We start from the raw sequence: 26,589 nt of genomic DNA, 5'->3' as shown, positions 1-26,589 counted from the left end.
GCCCAGAGTCGCGCGATTTTCGCCTTGTGCTGCGCGATTTTGGCCCAGGGTCGCGCGATTTTCGCCTTGTGCTGCGCGATTTTGGCCCAGGGTCGCGCGATTTTCGCTCGGAGTTGCGCGATTTTGGCCCAGGGTCGCGCGATTGCCCCATCATTACCAGGATTCTATGTCCACACCAACATCAAGTTTTCTATACAACTTTCAACAAAACAGCCGATATATTATCTGTTTCTTGTCTCATTTTAACGAGTTCACTTAATTTTTGAATCGCTTGCTTCATAGCCGTTTCTGTTGACTCTGTTTGTAAATGATCGATTAATTCATTAGGCGATAATTTATGGTAAAATCCATCTGTACATAGAAGGTAACTCATCCCATGTTCAATTTTACCTTTCGTGATGACAACTTCTATCTCTTTACGTGCGCCGATACATTGCAGTAAAATATTACGTTTCGGATGATTCCGTGCTTCTTCAGGTGTTAAATGGCCACGCTCTACTTCACGAGCAACAAACGTTTGATCCTTAGTTAACTGTATGACTTCATGATTGTTAACAGCATACGCTCGACTATCACCTAGCTGCACAAGGTAAAATATTTCATCAATAATAAGTAAGGCTGTCAAAGTCGTTCCTAAGACAACCCCTTCCTTTTGACCATAGGAAACAATATCATCATTCAGTTTTTCTACCGTTTCTTCTAACTGTTGAAAAATAACATCTTCATGAATATCTTGGGCTATAAGAAGCTTCCGTAAATCATTGTCAAACCAATGAGATAGTCCATAAATAACCGTTGCACTTGCTAACTCCCCGTGCGACAAACCACCCATCCCATCACAAACAACAAACAACCCTACTTCGCCTGCTTGAGTTAGTGCTGTTTTAATTAATAAGGCATCCTGATTAATATTTTTTCTAATTCCTATATCTGTGTGATAAGCCGTTAAATATGCCATCTATGAAACTCCTTTAAAAAATAATTAGAAGTGTCTCTATAATTATTCTTACTCCATATTAGTAGTAACTTTTCTATTTGGAATGTTTCTCAGCATGTCTCGGTGATATTGTCGTGATGTATTTTGAGAAGTTATCATATCTTGATGAGGAAATCCTGATGTAATAGATTATTTAATCGTCAGCAGATTTTAAAAATATAAGCTGTCGTATTCAGATTTATATAGGATGTAATTTTTTATAAATTGCTACCAATATAATACTTAAATCTATTTCTATCTTACAACAATTATAGCCATACTATTCAAAATTGTCATTGCAACAAATGGACTATTTTTATAGTGGTAGTTTAGCAAGTTTAATAGATAAATAGACCTATAAACAGAAGAATATTAATGGTTTAAATTTATTTGTAAATTTTCGGATGAAAAATATGAATAATTCCCAAAACAAAATATAAATAGTTACTTAATTATTTTAAGAAAAGTAAGGAAGTTAAAGAGACGAGAAAATGATGTGGTTAAATAAATAAAGATGCATTAAGCATCTTTTAAAAAGGAGTATATTAAGGTGCTGAAAAACGTTGCTTTATCTGATATATTTCTCTTTCATGATAACCAAGTTTTTTATCAAAATACTCTAAGTCTTCTTTTCTAGCCGTTTGTTTTAGTTGTGACATAATATTCGTGTAATACTCTGTCAACTTTCCAGTCTGTTCAAATACAAGTTGTTGCTTGGACTCTACATTAATTAAGCGCTCATTCATAACGATCTGTTTTTCTTTCATATCTTGAATATCTATAACCATTGCTGACTGCTCTTGTTTTATATCTGTTAGCTCTTCACGAAGTAAATCCTGGCTTTCCTTCACTCTGGTTAGCTCTTCGCGAAGATGATCTTGGCTTGCCTTAACTTCGGTTAGCTCTTCGCGCATTGAATCTTGACCTTTTTTTATCTCTGTAATATCATCTGAAATTTTCATCAGCAGTTGTTCGACCATATTTTCACCCCTTTCATTACCTTTATATTTAAAACATAAGTACCCTCACATTCTATTACCCAATTCATTTCACTTTTAAACGTCTTTTTAAATATTTATTTCTCATATTATAACACAATATTTTTTATCAAAATAAGTTATTCTTCTAGTGATCATATGCCATGTAGAGAAGGAAATACTAACAGAAACTGAACAGCGGTTTTCACACCATAAACTCAGCCCAGTCTCGTACTGGCTGAGTTCATTATAGCCGTATAACCTCTTGTCCTGCTTGTGTAAGTAAACGATCATAAAACGAATCATCACCAATGCAAAACACCTGGTCACATAAATTCATAATTTCATTCATATCATGTGAGATGTAAATCATTGCTACCCCTCGTTTCGTAGCTAAGTCTTTTAAATAAGAAGCAATTTCTTGCTTAGATTTTAAATCAATCCCAACAGTTGGCTCATCAAGTAATAAAAGTTTCGGTTCATGAATAAGTGATATGGCCAAATTTAATTTACGCTTCATGCCACCAGATAATGTGTGGACAGGTTCTTTCCAACGATTAAGCTTCATGTCCAAACATAGATTTTGTAGTTCTTCTTTACTTTTATTTTTCCATGATAATTTTTCAAAAAAAACCATGTTCTCTTCAACAGTCAAGTGATCCCATATCGCTATTTCTTGTGGGACAAAGCCGATTTGTCTACGAATATGAGAGAGTGATTTCCAATGATATGTCATGCCATTTAAGGTCAATTTCCCCTTTGATGGTTTTTGTAAAGTGGCTAATATATGCAATAAAGTTGATTTTCCCGCACCGTTTTCGCCTACCAAACCGACAATATCCCCTTTTTCGAGTGTAAAAGTAATATCTTCTAAAATAACATGGTTTCCATATGATTTATGTAATGCTTCAACTTGCAGCATGATACTCCTCCTTACGACCATACCATAAAAGCAAAATAACAATGAAAACACCGAGACCAATATGAAAAAAGTCTCCATCTAAAAAAGCAGCTAATGGATTAAGAAAATGAAGCCACGGATATCTCCCTAATAATCCATCAAGGGGGATAATAGCACCACTTACAATAACGCTAATGAACGTTAAAATAAAAGCTATTGCATAATAAACAAACGTTTTTCGAATCATTAACGCTAATAAAAAAGCGCCAAGACTAATCATTAAGTGATACCCCAATATGCTGACTATTAATGTTAGGCTTAATGGCTCATCAAAAATATACTTAAATGCAAACGCCGTTAACAGATCAATCGTAAAAAATAAAGCAATATATACATACATATTACGAACAAAATACGACTTCGGGGACACATTAGTAAATACAAATCGTTTTAAAATAGCTGGATTATTTTCTTTAATGACCCAATCAAATAAAAGTAACGTTGATAGAAAAGCAGCTAATGCCCATATATGCCAAGGCTGAAAGAGATTCTTCCCCTCATCTCTATGAACGATACCGTTACCTGGAAAAGTTAGTCTTGTTTGCAATAAATCTTGCTTTTTCTCTATTTCTTTACTTCTAACGATTAAATCATCCCAATTCCAGTCAAAATGAACATGGAGCTGTTCAGCTAATTCCTTAACAGCGTAGGCGGCTTTAGAACGTCCGGCATCTTGTTGTACATAAGACATGATCATCTCACTAACAGGGGTATATGCTAAGGAAACATCCGATTCATAGGCGGTAATTAACGCATTTCGACTTCCTTGGCGTATATGTTCTTCATACCCTTCCTGAATAACAAACACACTGTCTAATTCATGTTTTTCCAATTTATGAAGCGCCTCGCGTTCATCAAGTGTATACGTCCTAATAAACGGTGTCGCATGAATCGATTCATATAAATCTTTTGCCAAAATCGTATCGTCTTGTAAAACAATGCCAATTGGAATTTTCATATCGTCTTGAAATGTATTTCCAACTGTCACAACGATCCAAGTCACAACGATTGGGAACAATAACCAAAATAGTAACTGTAAACTATGCTTTTTCCACTGGATGAGCCGTGTTTGAATGATATTTATCATGCACGTACACGCTCCTTCCATAAAGATAAAACAATAAAAACTATGAGACAAATCCCATTCATAATGAGTAACATATTATATTCCGCGTAAAAACGGTCATTTAATATGATTTCTTGTATCCAATAGAACGCTTCAGTTGTAAAAACATACGATAAAACATCCTGAAAGGCAAGTGGAAAATAAATCACAGGTAACAGTGCGCCACTTAAGACTATTAATAATCCAGTCACAATGACTTGACATAACAGTCGTAATTTTTGTGAGGTAACAATGACTTCAATCACAGACAATATCATTAAATAACTTAGACTAGATAGGAAGATGATTATCCCTATACGAAAATAATCTTCTACATATAATTCAAATGCTAAAACCCGTTGAATACCGATGAAAAATAGAGCAGAAACAATCATAACGATGAATAAACTGACAATGACACGCGCTAAAATCTGTTGCCACTCTTTTACTCCATATAACATCATACGCTTTTTAATCCGGACGACGTCTTCTTTATATAAAAAATTAAAAAATAATAGGAGCCATACGATGATGGATACAAACCACGCTGCAATGGTATAATAATGAAACGGTGAAGCCGTTGCTTCATTAACAAGTTTTTCTTCATCCATTAATTTATCCTTACTTAATGAAAAGAGGAAAAAGGATTTAAACTGTTCAAAAAGATATTCACGTCTTTCTCCATAATCCATCCCAAAACGATCAGCATAATCATTAAGCAACAAAATATTTGCTTGCGATGTATTAATATGACGTGTCACACTATCCATCAATTCTTTAACTATGTAGGCTTCATTCGCCCTCTGATTATTTCCAACAATTGATAGCTTGACAGATTTTCCTTGATATAAATGATTTGTAAAGTCTTTCGGAAAGACAACATAAGCACTTAACTGGTTATCATCTAATTGTTCAGATGCTATATGCTCCTTTAGAACACTCAGCTTTACCATAGAACCGAGATGATTCGTTTCAGTTAATGCTGTCGTTATCATCTGTATTTCTTTAGACTGGTCTAAATCAACTAAACCAATATGAATAGGATCTGCTTTTTCTGGTTGAAACAATGCGGAAAAAATGATAGCGATAAGGCCTATTAAAATAATTGGAAAAAGCAAAAGAAGAGGGAGCAGATACCACTTCCTCTTAATTTGCTTCACATTATTTTTAATAAATAAACTTATATGACTAAATATGTGTATCATGACACCAAGTCCTTACTAAGTCCCTATTAATGAACATTGTAATTAAAAGTCAAACATCCACTCATTAAATTGCCACTCAATTTCGTTAAAGTATGCTTCAAGTTCAGCTTCACTCATCCCACCGATGTCTTTGACTTTACCATCATGAATATTGTCGACTTTTTTGATCTTTTTACCATCTGTGACCAAGTTTAATGTAAAGAGATCGATGCCACTCGTATTAAATGCAAAGCTATAATCAGATTGAATCTGATCTCCTTCAAATTTCGAATCTCCATGCCAGTCTATTTTAAATGTTTCTAAGCCATCGCCTGCAATAATCTCGCGTTCAAATTGATGACCATCTTTCATCAATGTTTCATCAGCTTTATATTCAATCGTGGCTATTTCATCAACACCAAAGGTTACATGATCTTTAATTTTATCTTTCTCTAAAGATAAATCACCTTTCAGATTAAGAGAACCTTCACTAAATTCATCAGATCCTTTTACAACATAGTCAAAAGATTGCTTTTCCTTTGTTAAAGACTGTGTTCCTTCAATTGAAACGGTCGCTTTTTCACCAAATTCATTAAGGGCTGATACTTTAAAATCACGTTTTACAATGACATCTTTATTAACCCAAATTATTGATTTAATCCCATCTGGAAGTTTAATAGAATCAATACCATTTATCATTTCAGTGAACATATCGTTTAAATCAGCATCAAGGTCAAGCTTTTCAGATGAAGAACCTATAAATTCGTTTTTAATAATACGTTTTAATGTCTCATCTTTTTGTAACTTTTCTAATGTTTCTTTAAGTAAACGTTTAAATTCCTTTTCATCTAAATGAAAGGTAATCTTATTTACCTTTACATTTTTACCGTCTACAGAAACAGTATCTTTTTCTTCTGTAAATGCTTCATCAGAAATTTCATTGTAAAGAAAATCAATATATTCTTTTTGGAAGTGCTGGCGATCCTCTTCCGTTAAAAATCCCTGTTCAAATAATCTTCCAAATTCTAATTCTTCATCCTCACCAAGTTCGCCTTCTTTACGCAATATTTTTTCTAAATCTTTCGCTTTTAATTGTAGGACATCATCAATAAAGGGCAAACCGACTTGTAGTTTTTCATCATCCAGCATAAATGTAAAATCTTTAAATGTCATACCCGCTACATTTGCTGATAAATCAGCAGTCATTATTTTCTTATCCATATCTGTTTGGAGCGTAGCGTTTAATTTAGCGTTATTAATGATTTGTGATATGGCCATCTCATCAAAACTGCCTTCTCCAAATGGAATATTCATTTCTCCAGATAATTCAATTGCAGTTTCCATCGGATGTTTTCTCGACATTTCATCCCACTTTACTTCAGATGTAAAGCGTGTTTTTAAGGCATCTTTCATCACATGATAAGACGCCCTTTCCGCTTTAAAATACTTCTGCTTCGGCGATGCATTTAACATAAAATAAGCTAATACCCCGCCAACTGCAATAAGTGCGACTAATGTAATTGCAAATATTGATTTCTTTTCCACTGCCTTTTTGGGTTGATCCATATTGTGTAAAAACTCCTTTGCTTAAAAATTTACTCTTAACTATTAAACTTCTAATTATTTTTATCATTAAATATGAATGATGTCAAATATTGTTAAAATTTGTTATGATTAGCAAATTTTTGCCTAGCAATAATTAACCATGACTTATGTTTCAACGATTTTCTATGTAACTATCCTATGCATGAAATGATTAAAAAGGTTCTCACGTAGTTAAAGTAATTATATTCAGTAAATTCCATCGCCTAATCAAAGATATATTTCACTTCTGCCACTTCTTCACCATCTATATCAGCTAGATGAAACATCACCCATTCTAATTCCAATGCTTTTTCATCAATCAGCCAAGACATCATAAACTCTCTCGTTTCATCTGCTTTAAGCTCAAGTTCTTCCAATACAAATTCACCATCTTCCATATTCAATACGCCGTAATCTTTTACTTCAACTTTATCTAATGTATCCGTCGACAACTTAATATCTTGAACACGATACTTTATATCCTCTCTCGATTGATTTGTTATATTAAAGCTCATTGCAACGGAACCTTGGTCGTTTTCTTCACCATGCGATAATGAAACGTACGTGATTTCAATGTTAATATCATCAAAATATTCATTAAATACTTCTTCTTCCGATATCGATGAGTATGCGATCATACCAAACTCTTCATCGGTTACCTTCTCCTCTACTTTTATTTCCTTTTTCATAACCCCTGATCCACATGCTGTCAGAAACAATATCAATGCTAAAACCATCCACAACCTTTTCGGTAACATGTTTTTCAAAAGAACTTCACTCCTTTTTATTTTAACAAAGCCAATCATTAGCACCCACATCCAATCTTTTAAACCACCAATCCTTATCTTATGTTCGATGAAATACATTCATGTCAACATTACGTTTCTTCTACAAATATAATTGAAAAATGAGGTTCCTCCTTTGTTAAGTCAACACTAAATTTAACAACTCCAGCCGTTCCAACGATAAAACTAGGCATATTTGAATAGAAAACAATCCGTTCACTTGTAAAGGATAAAACATCAATACGCCCTAGACCAGCTGCTGGTAATGTGGACTTTTTAATAACTGCTTTCTCGGGGATTTTTATAACTTTTTTTTCATTGGCTTTCTCAATATATTGCTCGATTGTTTGTAGATAATAAACCCCATTCATGTTATTCTCATAATTTAATAAAACGCTCTGGCCATCCAAACTCAATAGATCATGGTCTTCAATTTTATAGAACGCGACTGTTTCCCGGTCCCAAACTGTCTCATTATCAAATAATAAAAAGCGGGAATCATCTTGTTGCATCATCGGATTAGCCATCAATAACTTTTCAAAAGGAGCAACTCTGCCTTTATCCTCCAGATTCTTCGCTGATAATGGAATAGCTGCCATTTCATCAGCAAACAATACAAAATAATCGTTCCCTACTCCCTCATATGATCGTAATATAAGCGATTCATTATTAAAATGAGTGATGTACCATTGATCAGATGGCAGGCTAATCGGATAAACATCGTCCTCTTTCGCGATTATAATTTCGTCCGATTGTAATAAAATTTCAGGTAGACCATACGTCTCTAAGTCAATTTCTTTATAATAAACCTCGTCAAACATTATTCTTGTCCAGATGTCGCCCCTTTTTTTCATCGACATGTTCTTTAACCATAAATCTTTTCTAAACGTACTAAATGATTTCGGTTCATTCGTTAATTCAGTTTCCTTCATAACGATCACTTCACCATCAATGATGGAACGATTTTCATGTTGCAAATATACTTCTTCAAATATATTTTTCAAATAGGCCTCATCATCGACCTTCCAATCTATTTTCGCTGCTTCACTATAGACCCGATATTTTTCCACCCCGATACCTATACAAATAATTCCAACAATTGCCAAAAGCAGTACCCCAACATTTTTGAAAAACTGCTTCACACCATTCGCTCCCTCTTTTATAATAATGAAGGCTTATTTTAACATAATCTGCATAAAGTTTGTCATATCTTTCAGAAAACATTATATTAATCATACGATTAAATCGTTCAGAAGTTTCAAAGATAAGCTATTTAAGTTCAGAGCAGGCTTCGGGGCAATATTTTATAGAAATATTTTCCCGAATATCAGTTGCCAATATATCTATGACTCTAAGTGGGGACAATGAATAATCTGGCATCACTTAGAGTCAAAATGGATGTTTGTGATGATTATAACATTTGAGGTGATATAAAATGGAAGCCATTATACCTTCTGCATTCCTATCAGGCCTTTTTCTTCTTTTCGGTATCATATTTTTCCTAATCGGTTGGGTTAGAAAAAGAAAAGCCAGGTTTTGGCATCAAACAACTGGCATCATTGTGAAAAAGGAAAGATCATACGTCATCAACTTAGGAAAAATCGTCCGCGGAGAATCATTTAAGGAAACCGATACCCCTGACGAAAAGCCGACGGTTCAATACAATGTGAATGGAAAAGCGTATCAATACACATCAAATATTACTTCTAATAGTCATCCACTTTATCCAGGTGAAGAGGTAAACCTCTTATATAATCCGGAGAACCCGAACCAAGCGATGATCGATACATTTATTTATCGTGGAACACTTTTTTCAGTCTTTGGCATCGCCTTTATGAGCATTTCTCTCGTTATTTTCGCGATAGGGTTGTATATGTATGTGTTTAGTTAATCATTTGAAGTAAAAAAAAGCAAAGAATGGAATGCACCATTCTTTGCTTAAGCAACCACGTGACAAGCGATTATTAGACTAATAAACATATTTCCTTAAAATCGACATTCGCCCTTCGATAAGAGGTTGTGAAATACCTTGCACAGGTCTGCTTGATAAAATAAACACAATCGCAATAGATAAAGCTGCTAAACCGAAGAGATCAACAATATGGTCGACTTTAAATAAATCAGCTTGGCGGGCATACTGAATGATAAACCCGTGCAATAAATAGACGTAAAGTGTCCGCCCCCCAAGCAGTGTAAATTTAAATTGACGACGTGGAATCCAGGCTAATACACTAACCACCATTAAAGTTGATGTCAGGTAAATAAAGAAACGAGCAAATCCACCATATTCAGGTAATCCTAAATCACTATAAGATTTAGAAGCTAGCAACCAACCCGCATTAATATCAGGTGCATAGTGAATCGCAATCGCTACTCCAATTACAAAAACAAGCGAGAAAATTTTTACCGCTTTATGTTTTACCCAACTCAACTGCTTAACCGTTATCCAATAGCCGAGTAGAAAATAAGGGAAAAATACAAATGTCCGAGAAAGACTGAATGAATGTCCAATATGCCCGAAATAACCGACTAACAAGCCGATTTGAACTGCTAACAGAATACCAACAATTGGTGGTAGCTTTTTAAAGAAAATTAATAACATATGCCAACAAAACAAACTAAACAAAAACCATAATGACCAATGTGGATAAAAGATGCTGTCCACTAACCAATCATCTTTTCCAATTAAAAAATAATATCCCGTATAAATGACTTGAAAAATAATATAAGGAATTAATAATTTTTTGGCTAACTTTAATATATACGCCTTATTCCCTGATCCTTTCGCAAAAAAACCAGCTAAAAAGATAAACGCTGGCATATGGAACGTATAAATCCATGTATAAATGGTATTAACACCTGATACATCGTTAGTAAATGGTTGAATCATATGGCCAAATACGACAAGGAAAATTAATAGCAGTTTCGCATTATCAAAATATGCATAACGCTTCATTTGTTTTCATCCTTTAAACAATGTTTAATGATACCACTACTATCATATCCATATTTTTAATAGAAATCAGGGTTTTAACAAGGTTGTACGTATTTTGTTAGAGATTTGTAAAAATAACTAACGATTTGTAAAGGTTTTGTGAAAATTGTTAAGGTCATTTTCTCTTTATGAATAAAGATTTTCTCATCAATGTCATTACAAAACCCTCATCGATTTCATTCAATGAGGGTTTTTCAGTTCTAATAAAAAACTCCAGAATCCTAGTCTTATTCATCTTTAAGTGTTAACGTATGTCGCTTTGCCGTATAAATGTGGATCAATCCAAAAAACATTGCCATAGCCGCTAAATAAATTGCTTGATTCATTAGCTTACCAGCACGGACAGCGAGTCCTTCTCCTATATTACCTCCGATGATTAAAGAAACAATAAATAATAAAGCAACAATAGCACCAACGCTAAGCGCAATAAAAGCAATCAATGAGTACAAATGATGAGTCCAATTAGCTATTTTCTTCATCTTAATCTCTCCTATTTACGATATGCCTAAAATTGGCAAAATACCGAGTAATAAAAGCATTACCAATAACAGATGAGTGATAACCCATATCGATGCTAACTTAACCGTTTCTTTAAAACCAGATTGGGCAATTCCCATTGCAACAAATAACCCTAATGCTAAAGGTGGTGTCATGCCCTCTAATGCACCGGTCATAGCTGGAAGTAGCGTCGCAAATAATAGTGGATTCCCACCAAGCGCATCAAAGACAACTAATAGAGATGTACCTAAAATGGCAATTTGTGCTGAACCTGGTAACACCATGCCGAGAACTGCGAAGAAAATAGGTACAATCAGAATAAAAGTCATTAATGATAAATCAAATGACATGAACCAATCTTTTACAGCATCTTCCATATCTAAATGAATAAATACTTGACTAATTGCATAAGCCATATATATGGTTACGCCGATTGGTACGACTTGTTTAATAGATTTTTTTATTAATGGGTAGATACTTTTTAATGAAAGCTTCCCACCTTCAAGATGATGGCGATGAATCCACAAAGCGTAAGACGCTGCCAGCGCTGGTGTAAACATTAAAACAGCATTAGAAAAAGCCTCCTGACCTGCTTCTCCTATACGAGCTAGAATGACGTCTTTAAATTGTGCATCGATTAATAAAGGTAAGAAAATAAGTAATGGCAATAACAATGCACGCCAACCTTTTTTAAAGCTTTCTTTAAATGATGGTAACTCTTCTTGAACTGGTTCAACTTTATAAACACGACATAATACGTATAATGTCAACCAACGTTGTAGAAAGAACCACATCCCAATTCCATAAGCAATAACCATCCATTGACTAATTGATACTGTATTTGCAAACAACTCATCGTACACACCATAAGCGAGTAAAATAACTCCTGCCGGCGGAATAATATTACCGAGCATACTTGCAGACATTTCAGTTGTCGCTGCTAACGCTCTTGGAAAATTTGACTTCTTCATCATTGGAATTGTAAACACACCTGTCACAGCAACATTACCTGGTCCCGTTCCTGATAAAGAAGCCATAAATGTACTCGATAGCAATGCAACATATCCTGCCCCACCTCTAAAGCGTCCGACAACAGCAAGTAGTATATCAATAATCGAATGTACGACTTTAGTTTCTTCAAAAATAATCGCGACAATCATAAAGGCAAAAATAGCATAAAATAAATGACTCGTTGCTGGATATAATAGGGCATCAAAAAAGATATCATATGAGTCTGAAATGATAATGATAAATATAAATGCTAAGGCCATCACTTCATAAATAGGTCGCTTAAATAACACAAAAAAAACAGCTATGAAACCTATAATAGCAACGAGAAATAGAATTTGAATAGGCATTTATATCAAATCCTCCCGCTAAGTATTTTGAAGAATTGACCAACTTTAAATATATATCAATTGCTATCTTATTTGCAACTTGTAACTAGAATAACAAGATTAACAGACATATAAAGAGGGGGAGACTTTAAAATAGAAATGGCATTGTTTGATAATGTCTAGGGTATCATTATATAATAAACCATTAGTATTTTATTTTATAGTCGAAGTAGGTGGACGAATAATGGAACGTAAACAAAAGCAAAGTCTCACTACAATAAGTTATCTCTCTTTACTAGGATTCCTTGTTATAGGCATTTTTGTGTATATAGACAGGTTAAATACATTTGACTTTTTCATCATTGGGGTTATACAAGGATGGGAATCTCCCGTTTTGACGAGCATTATGACTATTTTTTCTTTCATTGGATCGTATCAAACAATTGTTATCGTTTCGTTAATAGTAGCAGTTCTTTTATATGTGAAAGGGAAGCATACGAGTCAAATTATCCTATTATTCGTAACTATAATAAGCACAGCCATTGTCAATCAAATATTAAAATTCGCCATACAACGTGAACGCCCTAGCTTCTATCGGCTAGCCGAAGCGACGGGTTACAGTTTCCCAAGCGGACATTCAATGGGGGCATTTGCTGCTTACGGCATGATGACTCTTATTTTATTAAAGTACATACACTCACGCCGTGGTCAAGTTTTAACGCTTATTGCAAGCAGTCTTCTTATTTTATTTGTTGGCATGAGTAGAATTTACTTAGGCGTGCATTTTCCAAGTGATGTTATCGGTGGATATTTATTGAGCTTATTTTTAATTACAATCATTTTATTAGAGATACAACCCATCTTGAAGCGCTCACGAATGATTGAACATTGAGATGAATAGATTAACTCCCTTCAACTAGGATTGGAAACTTAGATATAGAAGATAGTCCGAGATTGCGCGATTTTGGCCCGAGGTCGCGCGATTTTAGCCCAGGGTCGCGCGATTTTGACGCGGGGTTGCGCGATTTTAGCCCAGGGTCGCGCGATTCTGACCCAGGACCGCGCGATTCTAGCCCGGGACCGCGCGATTTTGGCTCGAGGTCGCGCGATTTTAGCCCGAGGTCGCGCGATTTCAGCCTGGGATCGAGCGATTTCAGCCTCGGGTCGCGCGTTTTAGCCTGACTCGCAATCCGCGATTTTGCTTAAATCGAATCACACGATATGCAATCATTTATTTTTCTCAAAATAAATATCATCTGTCTTTTTGATATTTTGAATATCATTTATCCAAACTGAATATCTTGCGCCCCCTACCACCTCCTTCATCTCTTTTAATTCTTTTCTAGAATATATTTGGTTTTCTGGGTCCTCTGGCATTTCAACATACGATAATTTAATGCTTCCAATTGGTATATCTAATTTTTGAACTTCTTTAATAACACTAAACAACGCTTCACGATCTTCGTTAGAATCGTAGAGAAACCCTTCATTCGTTTCTGGTTTATATTCTAATGAAAAAGAGTAAGCATGGCACTCTGTATAAGTCTGCATCTCGTAACATTTAAAATTCGGTCTATCCTCTATAAATTCAAATTTATATTTTTTAAAAATAGGCTCGAGACTTAGCCATTTTTCTAAATCATCTTCATAAAATTGATGAGTAAACGCATCGATATTATTGGCCGCTAATTTATTTCCTAAATCCTCAGCAGATTTATAATCGCTATCAATATCTAAAGTCACATAACCGACAACAACTTTTTCCAATTCATACTCCTGTTTAGAAATCTCTGCATTTAACTCTTTTAACAATGGTACTGCCTCATAAAGCAACTCAAACGTTTCAATGTCAGCTAATTCCCTTATCGGGGGAAATTCCATATAAAAATCTGACTCATATGAAGTCTTTTTAAAGGTCATACCATGAAAACCAATTTGACTTAATTTACGAAATATCTCCGAGTTAGCAAATTGGCGATCTAATTTGTAACGTTTTTTTACATCGTTATATGTATCACCAGAAATCTTCCCCAAAAAATTTACATGAACTTGAAATTCTAATTTTTCATTATCTAACGTTCTCACTACCGCGCTTTGAAATCCTTTTCCACTTTTTTCAGCACTATGAATAACTTCCACTTTGAGATCATGTGTATCCTTTACATATGCGATAATTTCACTGTCTTCATGACCATGACTAATTTTTTTCCTATGTCTTCAATTGAATCTGAAACATCATTTAGCATCCAACCTAACATAAAAAATGGCGAAATCAGTAATATAAAAATAAAACTAATCCATATAAATGGCCAAAATCCTTTTTGCATCACGTATCCCCCTAGTTTGCCAACTAAAATCAAGTGACAATTTTTATGGATAACTTTAAACTACATGTCAATTCCAATATCTTTTTTCTAAATTATATGATAATGTATGATTAAAATAAATATATTTTTATTATATATAAAATAGATACGTCCACTCCCCCAGATTTATCCTCTAATATAGAAAGGAGTCATCAAATGATTCGTCCAATCTGATTTTCCCCCATTTTTAAAAACAATTGACATAAAATTGGGGGAAAATAAATGAAACTGAATAGAAATTTTTCTTTATTGTTGTTTGGACTATCATTTGCTGATATTGGTGATGTCCTTTATATGGTGAGCATCATAAGCACGATCTTCATCCTAACTGATTCAGCAACTGTTGCATCGTTTGTTCCATTTACAATTACGACAGCGATGTTCATATCGAGCCTTTTGACACCAATTTTAATTGGAAAAGTCAACTTGAAGTGGCTATTAGCTAGTTCACAGGTAGGAAAAACAATCCTACTGATCATACTTGGTGGCGTCTTTACTCATATTACAGCTGAGAATTACTATCTCGTGTTTATCGTCATCGGACTGATCGCCTTTCTCGATGGTTGCGCCAATCCAGTAGGAAATACTCTCATACCACATTATGTGAAACGAGAGCAATTACTAAAAGCCAATGGACTCGCCGACACAATTGCTCAAATCATCCAAACGATTATGTGGTTTGTCGGAAGTTTATTTTTAATCATCATAAACCAACAGCAACTCATTTGGATTGTAGGTGGATTATTTTTCATCTCAAGTATCATTCTATGCTTACTCGAAAATGTGACACACGAATCAACAGAAACAACAAAGGCAGCCGAGCAAATAAAAGCCGGTTGGAAAACATTATCAGAAGTACCTGTATTGAAAAAAATTGTCTGGATTGAACTATTAGAAACGATTGCGGGAACAGTGTGGATTGCAGCGATTTTATACGTCTTTGTAAGCGATGCACTTCATGTTGATGAAACATGGTGGGGCTTTATCAATGGGGCATTCTTTGTTGGCTTAATTATTGGAAGTATATATTGCATCCGATACGCCTATTTAATTGAAAACAAATTAAGCTTATATATTTTCATCGGATCTCTAGCAAGTGCTGGCGTTACCATTATATTTAGTGTGAATAGCTTTCCAATTATGGCGCTCTTCCTATCACTTTGCGTTGGGTTTTTCGGGCAAATAAAAAGCATCCCCCAACAAACGGTAATTCAAACGAGTGTAGCAAAAGAAAAATTGGCAACAGTATACACATCACTGAGCGCGATAGCAACGGGCATTTTTGGTGTTAGCTCACTCGCGATGGGAGTCATAGCAGATGTCATAGGAATACGAGTTGTGTTCTTGATTTCGGGATTCTTACTTATCCTAGTTAGCTTGATCGTCCGTAAAAACAAAGAGCTATTTATTAGCAATACGCTAAATTAATCCTACTGTAAACATATCAACAAAAGCGGAGAAAGATGATTTTCTCCGCTTATTTTATGGCTTGGATTACTTTTAGGTGATTGTTTGCGCTTCAACTTCACTCAACATATTAAATTTTTTCTATTCAATGATCAAATTGCCGCACAAACCGATCTTGACGCTCCCTTCTCCTCAATAACAAAGTATAAATGAATAGAAATATAAGAAACTGTGTAGGTACAATGATTGGTTGGTACACATTGCCAACAGTTATGGCTAAAACGCGAGAAAGGCCAAAGCTAAGTAAATAAATACTTCCAAATAAAAATCCATTTACAACTAAAAAGAAGGTCACATGTCGACGATTTTTCCGGTACTTTATCATTAAATAGACAGCTGTCACAATAAATATGAAGAAAAATGCCCCTTCCACATACATCGGCCATTTTCCTAATTGATCCATTAAAATCATATCTTGCTCTTTTAAATTCCCTTGCAATAGACGTTCCTTAGCTTGTTCTAAACGATATTTTTCTAAGAACAGATATAAACTATATAATAAAACCATGACGATTAAATAGATGGGTAAAAATACCCGTAAAAACTTATTGTTCTCGAAACGCTGCGGCATCATTAAGCACCCCTTCCGATCACTTTCCACATAAATATATCAATAAGTTGTTAATAATAAAATCTATTAAGATTTTATTATTAACATATATAAGTTAAAAGTAATCTATGTATCATTTCAAATTTTTTGAATCATATTTGACACAACTTGACAAAAAGTCTAATATAATGAAAACGCTCACATTTTTACTTGTCTACTCGAGTAGTTAAGTGTCGTTTGGGTTCTCTAAAATTGTGTTGTTCTACGGCGAATATTTCGCTTCAAAACCGGATCCATAAGTTCTTTTAGTGACAACATGATTTTACATCTTATAGGAGGTCGAACATCATTGGCTATTGACAAAGAAAGCTTTATCCCTATCTACATTCAAATAAGTGAGGACTTGAGAACGAGAATTTTGTCAGGTGAATATAAAAACGGTGATCAGCTACCATCTGAAAATGATCTCGCTGAGCAATTTGGCGTCACACGCACAACGATTCAGCGATCGCTCGCTATTTTGGTTCATGATGGAATAATAGAAAAAATTCACGGAAAAGGGAGCTTTGTCCGTTTGCGTCCAGTCAGGAAAAACATCTGGAACTTTAGTAGTTTTTCAACATATGCAAAAAAGGCAAATCAAATCCCTATTACAAAAGTCATCAGTCACGAGGTTTTTCAAGTCAAGGAAACAAATTTTTTAAAACTCGTTCGCTTACGCGGTTTTAAAAAAATGAATAAAAATAAGTGGATTACTTTAGATACATCCATTTTAAACCTCGATATGTTTCCTGGTCTAGATGAATTTGATTTCGCGCGATTATCACTTTATGATACACTGCAAAATCATTTCAAGACGACACCAGATCATGCCAGACTTAATGTAAAAGCAATCGCAGCAGATGAAAAACTAATGAAATATTTTAATTTAGATCAATCTATTCCATTATTAACTGTTCAAGGCTATGTATTCGATACACGAAGAAGAGCAATAGAAGAGGTTCATGTTGTTTACAATCAGGATGCTGATTTTAACATTGTGATTAACATTTAATAAAAGGCTGAAGTAGTAAGACATCAAGGAGGAATCACATGAAAAATCATATTTTAGGAGCACTATACGGACTAGCAATTGGTGATGCAATGGGGATGCCATCCGAATTATGGAGCCGGAACAAGGTGAAATCTTACTTTGGAAAAATCGAGACATTTCTAGATGGACCACAATCAAATGAAGTAGCAAAACATTTTACAAAAGGACAATTTACTGATGATACGGCTCAAGCACTCATCATCTTAGACTCTCTCATAGAAACAAACTTTCACCCAAGTAAGCATGTCATTGCAGAAAAATTACTTAAATGGGCAAATCACATCCAAGCATTTGATAAAGAAATACTCGGACCTACTTCAAAAGCAGCCTTGCAAGCCATTAAACAAGGACAAGACCCTAAGAAAATAACAGAAAAAGCCGAAACAAATGGCGCAGCGATGCGTATTGCACCAATCGGATGTCTCTTTCGTTCAAATCAATCCGATAAACTTATTAATTATGTGTGGCAAGTAAGTCAAGTGACTCATGCTTCAGACATTGCCATTGCTGGAGCAGCTATGATTGCGGGAGCAGTTAGTTCAGCCATGGAGAAAAAATCATGGAATGAAATCATGCATGATACAATCATGATCTATAATAAAGCCATTGGCTATGGTACTGAAACATTTACCCCTTCATTAAAAGCACGTTTAAAACTTGGCCTCACATATGCCAAACAATTTTCTAACGATGAAGACGTATTCGCCGATCATATTTATGATGTCATTGGAGCAGGTGTTCAGACGAGTGAATCTGTACCTGCTGCATTAAGTATCGCCTATTACACGAAAACAGTAGAGCGTTGTGCCGTTTTTTGCGCTAATCTAGGTGGTGATACAGACACAATTGGAGCTATGGCAACAGCAATCTGTGGAGCAAAACAAGGAGTAGACAAAATAAATAAAGATTACATTCGCATCATTGATGAAAACAATCAAGTCGACTTCAATCATTATACGCAGTACCTTTTAAAATTTAGGGAAGATGTTGGAGGGTAAAAAAATGAATAAAGAACAGGAAATGATTACAGTACCAGAAAATGAACGGGTCGGTAAACCAAAAGATTTATTTTTCATCTGGTTTGCTGCTAATATTGGAATTTTAGGTGTCGTCTATGGAGCGATGATTGTCGGCTTTCAGTTAAGCTTTGTTCAAGCAACATTAGCCGCTTTCATTGCATCACTATCATTTATCCTTGTCGGGTACATTAGTGTCATTGGTAAGAAAAACGGGATTACGACATTTATGTTATCCAGAGCCGCTTTCGGTATAAGAGGAAATTGGATTCCTAACTTCCTAGGATGGCTAAATTTAGTCGGTTGGCTTGCAGTCAATGTCATAACTGGAACACTCATTTTACTTTCTTTGATGAATGTCTTCAATATCAGTCAAAATAACACCACGACGATGATCTGCTTACTTATTTTTGCTTCGTTAGTATTACTCTCAGGACTCTTAAATCAACAACAACTTGCTAAACTACAAACTTTTTTTACTTATGTTTTTGGTGGTCTCACACTCGTTATATTAGCAATTCTTATTCCGGATACCGACTGGCAACAGTTATTTAACATGCCAAATGGTAGCTGGTTAACAGGATTCTTACCCGCTGTATCCATTATTATGGCTGGTACAGGAATTAGTTGGTCAATTGCCGGGGCAGACTATAGTGCCTATCAATCACCCGATAATAAAAATTCAGCCATCATGAAAAGTGTCGTATTCGGTGCTGTTATTCCTTTGTTTATTATTATGTTTGTTGGAACTTTGCTCAGTACATCTTTACCAGATATTGCGACATCAGCTAACCCGATTGACGTCATTGCACATGCTTTACCGTCATGGATTTCAGTTATTTATTTTATAACAGCGGTTGGTGGATTAATACCACAATGTATTATAAGTTTAAAGTCAGCACGCGTTAATTTAGAAACGATGAATATTCGTGTCTCTGACCACGTGTCACTAACGATTCATGGTGCGATTATGATTTTTATTCCGATATACGTCCTATTTATTTCGCAAGACTTTTTGTATAACTTCGAATTGTTTTTAGGCTTACTTGGAATCGGAATTGCTGCTTGGGGAGCTGTCTTTATCGCAGACTACTATTTTAACCGAAAAGCAGGCTATAAGTTAGCTCTTCTCGACCCAAATGGCAATCATACGTTTAACAAAGTCGGTGTCATGAGTTGGTTTGTTGGGACTATTATTGGTTTTCTATTTACGAATACAGACTTTTTTGATGGACCATTTGCAATCGGAATATTCCGAGACAATAGCTTAGGATTATTACTCGCATTTATGAGTAGCTATCTATCATATGTTATCTTACATCCGTTTATGAATAAGGGAGGACATACGAGTGAACGAAAGCAACAAGCTCAGTAAAAACATCTGTGTTATTGGAGCAGCTGTGATCGACATCATTGTGCGTGTTAAACAACTTCCGAAATCCGGTGAAGATCTATACGGTGAACACGTAAAATCTATGGTCGGTGGCTGTGCTTATAACGTTCAGCAAGTCATGAATCATTTTTCTTTGGAAAATATATTGTTCGCCCCAGTTGGAAAGGGACCGTATGCAGACATGATTCGCTCACATTTAAAAAAACACAACATTCCAATCATATTGGAAGACCCTTCCCTAGATAATGGTTGGAATATGTCCTTTGTCGAACCAGGTGGCGAACGGACTTTTCTTTCTGTTCCTGGTATAGAGACAGTTTGGAAGGATGCATGGTTTGACCGAATACGACTCCACGAGTATGACTATATTTATGTCTCGGGCTATGAATTAGAAGGTCCATCAGGTGAGGTCATCGTGAACCAATTGCGGACGAAAAAAGCGCCTCATGCGACCGTTGTTTTTGATCCCGGACCACGTGTGTCTTATATTGATCAAGCTGTTTTAAAGAACGTTTTACAGTTGCGAACGATTGTACATGGTAACTTGAATGAATTGTTAGCGCTTGTTTCAGGGGCATCTCTCGAAGAAAGCGCGAGAAAATTGCATCTATTAACAAATGAAGCCGTTATTGTAACTTTAGGAAATAAAGGTTGTTTTTATTTCGATGGACATCATTCAAATGTCATCCCGACTACATCAGCCGTGCCAGTCGTTGACACAATCGGCGCTGGCGATGCACATACCGGGGCTTTCATCAGTGGAATCGCTCAAGGCTTATCGGTTAAAGAAGCTTGCCAATTAGGTAACGATATTTCCGCAAAAGTTGTACAACAAACAGGCGGAGACTTTGCGAGAATTCTTTAAAAAGCAAAATTGTGGATCCTGGTCGGATACAATTCATCTCCATTTAGTCTTCACTAATTATTTATCCCTACTCTCGGTTGATTCATTAATTGAAATCATATAGAGTAGGGATTTTCTAGTGGTCTCTTTCCGTCATAGTTCACTCTTTTTCTTCAACTCACTTCTAGTAGACTGCTCCTCGGTGCATTTCTACCAATACGTCTTATTGTCATCTAGTAGACCGAACTGACCTATTTTATACTTTCGGATATACATTTCATATCTCCCTTTAATGTAACGCTCCACCCACTTCACAAATATCTTCTTTCACCTTCACTGCTGTAATAGCGGCTATCTTTATGCCTTTCACTATCAAATCGAGACTCATACTTGGTGCACTCTTATCCAATATTTGCTCTGGAATAAAAGGAATATGAATGAATCCACCACGAACATGAGGAGCTTGTTCGTGAAGATAATGCATCATGCCATAAAATAGATGGTTACATACAAAAGTCCCAGCTGTATTAGAGACAGTGGCTGGAACGCCAACACGACGCATCTGTTGAACCATCTTTTTAATCGGAAGCGTTGTCCAATATGCGGCGGGCCCTCCTTCTACAATCGGTTCATCAATTGGTTGATTACCTTCATTATCTGGAATGCGTGCATCATCAACATTTATGGCAACTCTCTCAGGTGTGATTTGTTTCCTACCACCAGCTTGTCCGACACAAATCACAACATCAGGGGTATGCTTTTCTATCCCCTCCTGAACAACCTTAATCGATTTTTGAAACACTGTTGGCACTTCTAAAGCGATGAGCTCAATATCATCAACTACCAAGCCATCAAGCTGTTTCACTACTTCCAAAGCGGGATTAATCGTATCTTTACCAAACGGGTCAAAACCTGTCAATAATACTTTTTTCATATGCAATACCTCCTAAAGTTAACTATTAAAATAACACTTTATTTGCAAAAGATCATGACTTTTTATCAGGTGTGCTACTTCACATCGGGTAAAAGACTCTACCAGGTACGGACTTCGATTCTCGCACGACTTCACATTTGTTAGAGCTGCTTTTCTTGCAAAGCTAAAAAATATATTATTACCAATATAATATTTTTCTATTGTACCAAATTAATAGCATCTGTCGTGGAAACTCCGCTTCTCTAATTCCAAAACAAGCGGCGCCATTTTGATCGCTTCTGGCCTTGTACCAAAAATAGTCATCACTTTAATTCGCTTCCACTTCCTTTTCATCATAGATATCCCTCATTCCAGTTTAATCAATTGATATTTCCTAGATTTTTCTGTTAAAAAAAATGCATTACCTTTTCATTAATATGCTGGTTCAATAGAAAAAATGTGCACCGATTAAGTTTCTCTACTCAAATAATGATTTATTTAACGTTGAGCTACCATCTCGTTTAGGACGCATTTTAATCTGAGTATGGGAAACGAATAGCAGATTGGCAGTTGCATTACCGTTTAGAATAACACTTCCAATTTTATGAATAATCTATTATAATGAATGGTATATGCAGTGAATGAATAATCATTCATGTTTGCGTTGAGAAAAATAATTTATAAATTAAAGCGTAGCAATCCGTTTATTGAGGATGAGAAGGAATGACAGAAATTGTAAATAAAATGACAGATTTCCGATGAGAATAATTAGTTTTTATGTGATTTTTGTTTCGAGCGTTGAGCGTGACGCTGCCCTTTGTTTAATCTTGATTTTTGTGGAGTCTGTGTGGGGATGCGGTGCTCTACTTAACTCTGAATCAGAATTTGGAGGTAGTTTGTGGGGAGCGAAGGGCTCTACTCTGCACTTATACCGAGTTTGAAAGAAGTTAGTGAGGAGGGGGAAGCATATTTACTCCCTATTTAATTCGTGGACATTACATGTGACAAAGAAAAAATAATAAGGAGTGATATGGATGGAAAAAGTCAGCTTAACTAGAAATAATGGCGTGTCAATCATTACATTAAACCGGCCCTCAAGTTACAATGCAATCGATGTCGAAACGATGGAACAATTATTAGAAAAAATTGAACAAGTTGAAAAAAATGATGACTCCATTGTTATCTTAACTGGCGCTGGGAAAGCGTTTAGTGCCGGTGGCGATATTACTATGATGAAGCAACTCCATGATACCACTCAGTTTGATAATGTGATGCAAACACTAGAAGCAATCGCTTTGAAATTATATATGCTTCCTAAAATAACGATTGCCGCTGTTAACGGTCCAGCTGTTGGTTTAGGATTAAGCTTAGCGCTAAACTCCGATTATATTGTCGCTCATCAAGAAGCGAAGTTCGGCATGCTTTTTGCTGGCATCGCTTTAATTCCAGATGGTGGTGGACATTTCTTCCTAAAGGAACGTCTCGGCACACACCAAGCAAAACAATTTATATGGAATCTAGAACAAGTTAGCGGTGAAACAGCGAAAAACATCGGATTTGTCGATATCTTAACGGATCAAGATGCTTTATCAGGTGCCAAACTTCTAGCAACCAAATTACAAGCTACTCCACTTCAAGCCATCATTGAGTCAAAAATAATCTATCATGAAGAGAAAAAAGATGAGCTCCGCCATTTCTTAGAGCGAGAAAAGAAAGGTCAACTCAAAATGAGAAGTACTGAAGATCATCAAGAAGGAGTGCAAGCATTTTTAGAAAAACGAAAACCGGTATTTAAAGGGAAGTAATGCGTCCAAGAACGACAGTGCTTTATGGAGTTCTATACGAAGACCTTGCCATTCACATAAGACTTGTGTAAAAACCAAACATGACCACACAAATTAGCGGTTTGCTCTTTTTTTAAAGGAAGATTGTTATGGGTCGCGCGATTTCGGCGCGGGGTTGCGCGATTTCGGCGCGGGGTTGCGCGATTTCGGCGCGGGGTTGCGCGATTTTGACCTGGGATTGCGCGATTTTAGCCTGGGACCGCGCGATTTTATCGAAAACAGTAACTTACACAAGAAAACCACATGACATCTATGCCTTTGCATTAGATGTCATGTGGTTTAATTTTTAAAATCTTGTATCTCTATCCTACTATTCTACCGACAACCTATGTTCATTACGATTAAAACGGAAACTGATTCAACCACATGCCGCCATCCATCGTCACGACTTCACCATTAATATAGGCTGCATCTTCCGATAATAGAAAATAAGCAAGCCCTGCGATTTCTTCTGGTGTACCGAAGCGCTTCAATGGAACAGATTGACGGGTGCGCTCAGCCATTTTTTCAGACAGCATGAGCTTGTCAGCACCTCCTGTACGCTCAATTGGACCTGGAGCGATGGCATTGACACGAATGCCGTAACGTCCTCCCCACTCAACTGCTAATGTGCGCGTTAAACTTAACACACCTGCTTTAGCCGCTGCGCTATGTATGACACCAGCCCCAGCGTCCCATGCATAAGTGGCAACCATGTTTAAAATAGATCCCTTCTTTTTCTCATCAATCCAATATTTTCCGACTCGTTGACTACAATAAAACGTTCCATTCAATACGATATCAATAACAGCATTCCATCCGTTGACTGACAGGTCTTCCGCTTTCACAATGAAGTTTCCAGCTGCGTTATTAACTAAATGATCTATCGTGCCGAATTTTGCGACTGTCTCTTCCACCATGCGATCAACATCATCAATCTGGCGCACATCCATTACGATTGGGAGGACTTTACCTGTCGCTGTTTTCTCAAGCATTTCTTTCGCAGCCAACAATCTTTCTTCATTTCTCCCTGTAATAACAACATTCGCTCCCTCATCTGCAAACCGTTTCGCCATCGCCTTCCCCATACCACTTGATCCACCTGTAACGATTACCACTTTACCTTTCATTATAGACACCCTTTCTGAATGAATAATCATTCATGTTATTTGTAACTCATTCTAAGGCATATTCAACTTTTCTATAATAAATATTTAAGAAAGAGATTCCTGTACCACTCTAAACGACTTAAACATCTTATAATTTAATTATATTATAAAACAGATCCACTTCTATTTACACTTCATCATTCTATTCTTCAACTTCAGTGGCTCCTACATACTGTTGGCGTAATTGATATTTTAAAACTTTGCCTTGAAGGCTACGAGGCAGTTCTTGAACAAACTTTACATCATGCGGAATTTTATATCGGGCCAATTTACCTTGACAAAATGCTTTGATTTCCTCTACGTCAGCGACTTCACCATCATGTAACACAGCAATCGCAATAGGAACCTCTCCCCATTTTTCATGTGGTATACCGATAACAGAAACATCAGCAATTTTTGGATGACAATGTAAAACCTCTTCAATTTCTACTGGATATACATTGATGGCTCCCGAGAGAATCATGTCCTGCTTACGATCTACTATATAATAAAAACCTTCATAATCTTGTTTACCCAAATCACCTAAAGAAAGCCATTCGCCTTTAAAAGCTGCTTTCGTTGCTTCAGGATTATTATAATAGCCATCACACAATGTTAGCCCTTTAACAGAGAACTCCCCGACTTCCCCTGGTTCGACTTCTTCTCCTGCTGCATCTAGTAATTTCACTTCCATACCCAACATCGGAAGACCGACAGAACGGTCTTTGAACCGCTGATACTCTGGAAACAAATTGGTTGAACCACCATGTTCAGATGCACCATAAAACTCATTTAAATCAGCATCTTTAAAAAAGGTTAATATTTTTTCTTTTGTTTGTGTATGCAATGGTGCACCAACAGATATAAGTGTTTTCATCGAAGAGACATCATAACTTTTCTGAATCTCTTCTGGTAAAGCAAAAATGTCCTCAAACATCGGTGGTGCTAAGAAAGTTGTCGTCGTTTGCTCCTGATCGATTGCCTTTAAAACTTCTACTGGATGGAATTTCTCTAATATATGAACTGTATTCCCTACAAAAAAATTAGGCATCGCAATTGCTAAAGCTGCCGCGCCATACAGTGGACCAGCTATCAGGCCCTTACCATTACGGCCAATGTTAAACTCGATACTAAATAACAAACCAACTAAATATAAACTCCGATGTGAACGTACAGCACCTTTTGGTAAACCAGTCGTCCCACCAGTGTATAAGTAGCAAATCGTATCCAGTTCATTGATTGGTTCAACTGGCTTAGGCTCGGATTTGGGAAATTTCTCTATCCACCGCTCATACTCCAATGGTGTCACATCATTTGCTTCGCCAACACTGATAAAATGTTTCGTTGTATAAACTTCATCAATGATTTTTACAATTTCTTCAGAAAAACGTGCGTCAAAAAGAAGTGCTATCGAATCCGAATCATTCAACACATGCTTAATTTCTGGAGCAACAAAGCGAGAATTAATAGGGACAAAAACAGCAACAATCTTACTACACGCATAAATAACTTCAATCAACTGATTACAATTAAACAACATAAATGCAACTTTGTCGCCCTTCTTCACACCTAAA

General features: G+C 36.0%; 27 protein-coding genes. 9 read left to right on the top strand and 18 right to left on the bottom strand.

Annotated elements, in window-relative coordinates; all coding sequences use genetic code 11:
- Positions 1 to 190 precede the first annotated feature (190 nt).
- From HNQ35_RS01080 to HNQ35_RS01045, 8 genes are all read right to left on the bottom strand, one after another.
- Positions 191 to 958, bottom strand: a complete 768-nt coding sequence (locus HNQ35_RS01080) for a PP2C family protein-serine/threonine phosphatase (protein ID WP_146934946.1) — start codon at positions 956 to 958, stop codon at positions 191 to 193.
- A 563-nt stretch (positions 959 to 1,521) separates the two neighbouring features.
- Entirely contained in the window at positions 1,522 to 1,956 is a 435-nt protein-coding gene (locus HNQ35_RS01075) for a hypothetical protein (RefSeq protein ID WP_146934950.1), read from the bottom strand.
- Positions 1,957 to 2,200: 244 nt separating this feature from the next.
- Positions 2,201 to 2,875: an ABC transporter ATP-binding protein gene (locus tag HNQ35_RS01070; protein WP_146934953.1), complete on the bottom strand. Its 675-nt coding sequence runs from the start codon at positions 2,873 to 2,875 to the stop codon at positions 2,201 to 2,203.
- The gene (locus HNQ35_RS01065) at positions 2,862 to 4,001 is read right to left on the bottom strand and encodes an ABC transporter permease (protein WP_170226555.1); all 1,140 of its coding nucleotides are present in this window, start codon (positions 3,999 to 4,001) and stop codon (positions 2,862 to 2,864) included. Before HNQ35_RS01065 ends, HNQ35_RS01070 begins: the two co-directional genes overlap by 14 nt.
- Positions 3,998 to 5,224: an ABC transporter permease gene (locus tag HNQ35_RS01060; RefSeq protein WP_146934958.1), complete on the bottom strand. Its 1,227-nt coding sequence runs from the start codon at positions 5,222 to 5,224 to the stop codon at positions 3,998 to 4,000. Before HNQ35_RS01060 ends, HNQ35_RS01065 begins: the two co-directional genes overlap by 4 nt.
- Before the next feature lie 42 nt (positions 5,225 to 5,266).
- Positions 5,267 to 6,769: a DUF6583 family protein gene (locus HNQ35_RS01055; RefSeq protein WP_146934962.1), complete on the bottom strand. Its 1,503-nt coding sequence runs from the start codon at positions 6,767 to 6,769 to the stop codon at positions 5,267 to 5,269.
- Positions 6,770 to 7,011: 242 nt separating this feature from the next.
- Positions 7,012 to 7,554, bottom strand: a complete 543-nt coding sequence (locus HNQ35_RS01050; protein ID WP_146934967.1) for a hypothetical protein — start codon at positions 7,552 to 7,554, stop codon at positions 7,012 to 7,014.
- A gap of 110 nt (positions 7,555 to 7,664) precedes the next feature.
- Entirely contained in the window at positions 7,665 to 8,714 is a 1,050-nt protein-coding gene (locus HNQ35_RS01045; protein WP_146934970.1) for a hypothetical protein, read from the bottom strand.
- Between the two features lie 293 nt (positions 8,715 to 9,007).
- On the opposite strand from HNQ35_RS01045, the gene HNQ35_RS01040 reads away from it, so the two are divergent.
- The gene (locus HNQ35_RS01040; protein WP_146934973.1) at positions 9,008 to 9,463 is read left to right on the top strand and encodes a DUF3592 domain-containing protein; all 456 of its coding nucleotides are present in this window, start codon (positions 9,008 to 9,010) and stop codon (positions 9,461 to 9,463) included.
- Between the two features lie 78 nt (positions 9,464 to 9,541).
- On the opposite strand, the gene HNQ35_RS01035 is transcribed toward HNQ35_RS01040, so the two are convergent.
- The 3 genes from HNQ35_RS01035 to HNQ35_RS01025 form a co-directional block, all read right to left on the bottom strand.
- On the bottom strand, positions 9,542 to 10,528 hold the full coding sequence (locus HNQ35_RS01035) for an acyltransferase family protein (protein WP_146934976.1): 987 nt from the start codon (positions 10,526 to 10,528) through the stop codon (positions 9,542 to 9,544).
- A 266-nt stretch (positions 10,529 to 10,794) separates the two neighbouring features.
- Positions 10,795 to 11,046, bottom strand: coding sequence for a hypothetical protein (locus HNQ35_RS01030; RefSeq protein ID WP_146934979.1), 252 nt, complete (start codon positions 11,044 to 11,046; stop codon positions 10,795 to 10,797).
- A 15-nt stretch (positions 11,047 to 11,061) separates the two neighbouring features.
- A complete protein-coding gene (locus tag HNQ35_RS01025) occupies positions 11,062 to 12,423 on the bottom strand; it encodes a TRAP transporter large permease subunit (protein ID WP_218026181.1) in 1,362 nt (453 codons plus the stop codon).
- A 223-nt stretch (positions 12,424 to 12,646) separates the two neighbouring features.
- On the opposite strand from HNQ35_RS01025, the gene HNQ35_RS01020 reads away from it, so the two are divergent.
- On the top strand, positions 12,647 to 13,294 hold the full coding sequence (locus HNQ35_RS01020; RefSeq protein ID WP_170226557.1) for a phosphatase PAP2 family protein: 648 nt from the start codon (positions 12,647 to 12,649) through the stop codon (positions 13,292 to 13,294).
- 335 nt (positions 13,295 to 13,629) lie between these two features.
- On the opposite strand, the gene HNQ35_RS01015 is transcribed toward HNQ35_RS01020, so the two are convergent.
- Together HNQ35_RS01015 and HNQ35_RS01010 are read right to left on the bottom strand one after the other, a co-directional pair.
- Entirely contained in the window at positions 13,630 to 14,541 is a 912-nt protein-coding gene (locus tag HNQ35_RS01015) for a hypothetical protein (RefSeq protein WP_146934986.1), read from the bottom strand.
- Positions 14,542 to 14,561: 20 nt separating this feature from the next.
- On the bottom strand, positions 14,562 to 14,729 hold the full coding sequence (locus HNQ35_RS01010) for a hypothetical protein (RefSeq protein ID WP_170226559.1): 168 nt from the start codon (positions 14,727 to 14,729) through the stop codon (positions 14,562 to 14,564).
- Between the two features lie 261 nt (positions 14,730 to 14,990).
- On the opposite strand from HNQ35_RS01010, the gene HNQ35_RS01005 reads away from it, so the two are divergent.
- A complete protein-coding gene (locus HNQ35_RS01005; protein ID WP_146934989.1) occupies positions 14,991 to 16,196 on the top strand; it encodes an MFS transporter in 1,206 nt (401 codons plus the stop codon).
- A gap of 124 nt (positions 16,197 to 16,320) precedes the next feature.
- Here the strand turns inward: HNQ35_RS01005 and HNQ35_RS01000 are convergent, their stop codons facing one another.
- On the bottom strand, positions 16,321 to 16,806 hold the full coding sequence (locus HNQ35_RS01000; RefSeq protein ID WP_146934993.1) for a hypothetical protein: 486 nt from the start codon (positions 16,804 to 16,806) through the stop codon (positions 16,321 to 16,323).
- A gap of 328 nt (positions 16,807 to 17,134) precedes the next feature.
- Here HNQ35_RS01000 and HNQ35_RS00995 point away from each other — a divergent pair, with 328 nt between their 5' ends.
- The 4 genes from HNQ35_RS00995 to HNQ35_RS00980 are packed head-to-tail and all read left to right on the top strand — an operon-like array spanning position 17,135 to position 21,152.
- Positions 17,135 to 17,839, top strand: coding sequence for a GntR family transcriptional regulator (locus HNQ35_RS00995; protein ID WP_170226560.1), 705 nt, complete (start codon positions 17,135 to 17,137; stop codon positions 17,837 to 17,839).
- A 38-nt stretch (positions 17,840 to 17,877) separates the two neighbouring features.
- Positions 17,878 to 18,876 (top strand): ADP-ribosylglycohydrolase family protein, encoded by a 999-nt coding sequence (locus HNQ35_RS00990; protein ID WP_146935000.1) that lies wholly within the window; start codon positions 17,878 to 17,880, stop codon positions 18,874 to 18,876.
- A 4-nt stretch (positions 18,877 to 18,880) separates the two neighbouring features.
- Complete coding sequence (locus HNQ35_RS00985; protein ID WP_146935003.1) at positions 18,881 to 20,269, top strand: purine-cytosine permease family protein; 1,389 nt, start codon at positions 18,881 to 18,883, stop codon at positions 20,267 to 20,269.
- Positions 20,244 to 21,152: a PfkB family carbohydrate kinase gene (locus HNQ35_RS00980; protein ID WP_146935006.1), complete on the top strand. Its 909-nt coding sequence runs from the start codon at positions 20,244 to 20,246 to the stop codon at positions 21,150 to 21,152. Before HNQ35_RS00985 ends, HNQ35_RS00980 begins: the two co-directional genes overlap by 26 nt.
- A gap of 268 nt (positions 21,153 to 21,420) precedes the next feature.
- On the opposite strand, the gene pcp is transcribed toward HNQ35_RS00980, so the two are convergent.
- The gene (pcp, locus tag HNQ35_RS00975) at positions 21,421 to 22,065 is read right to left on the bottom strand and encodes a pyroglutamyl-peptidase I (RefSeq protein ID WP_146935009.1); all 645 of its coding nucleotides are present in this window, start codon (positions 22,063 to 22,065) and stop codon (positions 21,421 to 21,423) included.
- Positions 22,066 to 22,275: 210 nt separating this feature from the next.
- Complete coding sequence (locus HNQ35_RS14150; RefSeq protein WP_260173494.1) at positions 22,276 to 22,398, bottom strand: hypothetical protein; 123 nt, start codon at positions 22,396 to 22,398, stop codon at positions 22,276 to 22,278.
- 680 nt (positions 22,399 to 23,078) lie between these two features.
- Between HNQ35_RS14150 and HNQ35_RS00970 the strand changes: the two genes are divergently transcribed.
- Both HNQ35_RS00970 and HNQ35_RS14145 read left to right on the top strand, forming a co-directional pair.
- Positions 23,079 to 23,849 carry an enoyl-CoA hydratase gene (locus tag HNQ35_RS00970; protein WP_146935013.1) on the top strand — a complete coding sequence of 257 codons (771 nt, stop codon included), beginning with the start codon at positions 23,079 to 23,081 and terminating at the stop codon, positions 23,847 to 23,849.
- Positions 23,850 to 24,055: 206 nt separating this feature from the next.
- Positions 24,056 to 24,178 carry a hypothetical protein gene (locus HNQ35_RS14145; protein ID WP_260173482.1) on the top strand — a complete coding sequence of 41 codons (123 nt, stop codon included), beginning with the start codon at positions 24,056 to 24,058 and terminating at the stop codon, positions 24,176 to 24,178.
- A gap of 51 nt (positions 24,179 to 24,229) precedes the next feature.
- Here HNQ35_RS14145 and fadH read toward each other — a convergent pair whose 3' ends face one another.
- Together fadH and HNQ35_RS00960 are read right to left on the bottom strand one after the other, a co-directional pair.
- A complete protein-coding gene (gene fadH / locus HNQ35_RS00965; protein ID WP_146935016.1) occupies positions 24,230 to 24,997 on the bottom strand; it encodes a 2,4-dienoyl-CoA reductase in 768 nt (255 codons plus the stop codon).
- A 181-nt stretch (positions 24,998 to 25,178) separates the two neighbouring features.
- Positions 25,179 to 26,582, bottom strand: a complete 1,404-nt coding sequence (locus HNQ35_RS00960; protein WP_246118015.1) for a class I adenylate-forming enzyme family protein — start codon at positions 26,580 to 26,582, stop codon at positions 25,179 to 25,181.
- Positions 26,583 to 26,589 lie beyond the last annotated feature (7 nt).

This window comes from Cerasibacillus quisquiliarum, assembly GCF_014202495.1.
GTDB classification, from domain to species: domain Bacteria; phylum Bacillota; class Bacilli; order Bacillales; family Amphibacillaceae; genus Cerasibacillus; species Cerasibacillus quisquiliarum.
This window is presented reverse-complemented; position numbering and strand designations above follow the sequence as displayed.

Bases quoted from the DNA above. Each gene is read 5' to 3' on its own strand.
- HNQ35_RS00990 (WP_146935000.1), top strand. From the start codon at position 17,878: ATGAAAAATCATATTTTAGGAGCACTATACGGACTAGCAATTGGTGAT.
- HNQ35_RS01055 (WP_146934962.1), bottom strand. From the start codon at position 6,769: ATGGATCAACCCAAAAAGGCAGTGGAAAAGAAATCAATATTTGCAATT.
- HNQ35_RS01060 (WP_146934958.1), bottom strand. From the start codon at position 5,224: ATGATACACATATTTAGTCATATAAGTTTATTTATTAAAAATAATGTG.
- HNQ35_RS00985 (WP_146935003.1), top strand. From the start codon at position 18,881: ATGAATAAAGAACAGGAAATGATTACAGTACCAGAAAATGAACGGGTC.
- HNQ35_RS01005 (WP_146934989.1), top strand. From the start codon at position 14,991: ATGAAACTGAATAGAAATTTTTCTTTATTGTTGTTTGGACTATCATTT.
- HNQ35_RS01080 (WP_146934946.1), bottom strand. From the start codon at position 958: ATGGCATATTTAACGGCTTATCACACAGATATAGGAATTAGAAAAAAT.
- HNQ35_RS14150 (WP_260173494.1), bottom strand. From the start codon at position 22,398: ATGAAAAGGAAGTGGAAGCGAATTAAAGTGATGACTATTTTTGGTACA.
- HNQ35_RS01075 (WP_146934950.1), bottom strand. From the start codon at position 1,956: ATGGTCGAACAACTGCTGATGAAAATTTCAGATGATATTACAGAGATA.
- HNQ35_RS01065 (WP_170226555.1), bottom strand. From the start codon at position 4,001: ATGATAAATATCATTCAAACACGGCTCATCCAGTGGAAAAAGCATAGT.
- HNQ35_RS01010 (WP_170226559.1), bottom strand. From the start codon at position 14,729: ATGCAAAAAGGATTTTGGCCATTTATATGGATTAGTTTTATTTTTATA.
- HNQ35_RS01020 (WP_170226557.1), top strand. From the start codon at position 12,647: ATGGAACGTAAACAAAAGCAAAGTCTCACTACAATAAGTTATCTCTCT.
- HNQ35_RS00970 (WP_146935013.1), top strand. From the start codon at position 23,079: ATGGAAAAAGTCAGCTTAACTAGAAATAATGGCGTGTCAATCATTACA.
- HNQ35_RS01030 (WP_146934979.1), bottom strand. From the start codon at position 11,046: ATGAAGAAAATAGCTAATTGGACTCATCATTTGTACTCATTGATTGCT.
- HNQ35_RS01040 (WP_146934973.1), top strand. From the start codon at position 9,008: ATGGAAGCCATTATACCTTCTGCATTCCTATCAGGCCTTTTTCTTCTT.
- pcp (WP_146935009.1), bottom strand. From the start codon at position 22,065: ATGAAAAAAGTATTATTGACAGGTTTTGACCCGTTTGGTAAAGATACG.
- HNQ35_RS01025 (WP_218026181.1), bottom strand. From the start codon at position 12,423: ATGCCTATTCAAATTCTATTTCTCGTTGCTATTATAGGTTTCATAGCT.
- fadH (WP_146935016.1), bottom strand. From the start codon at position 24,997: ATGAAAGGTAAAGTGGTAATCGTTACAGGTGGATCAAGTGGTATGGGG.
- HNQ35_RS01000 (WP_146934993.1), bottom strand. From the start codon at position 16,806: ATGCCGCAGCGTTTCGAGAACAATAAGTTTTTACGGGTATTTTTACCC.
- HNQ35_RS01035 (WP_146934976.1), bottom strand. From the start codon at position 10,528: ATGAAGCGTTATGCATATTTTGATAATGCGAAACTGCTATTAATTTTC.
- HNQ35_RS01070 (WP_146934953.1), bottom strand. From the start codon at position 2,875: ATGCTGCAAGTTGAAGCATTACATAAATCATATGGAAACCATGTTATT.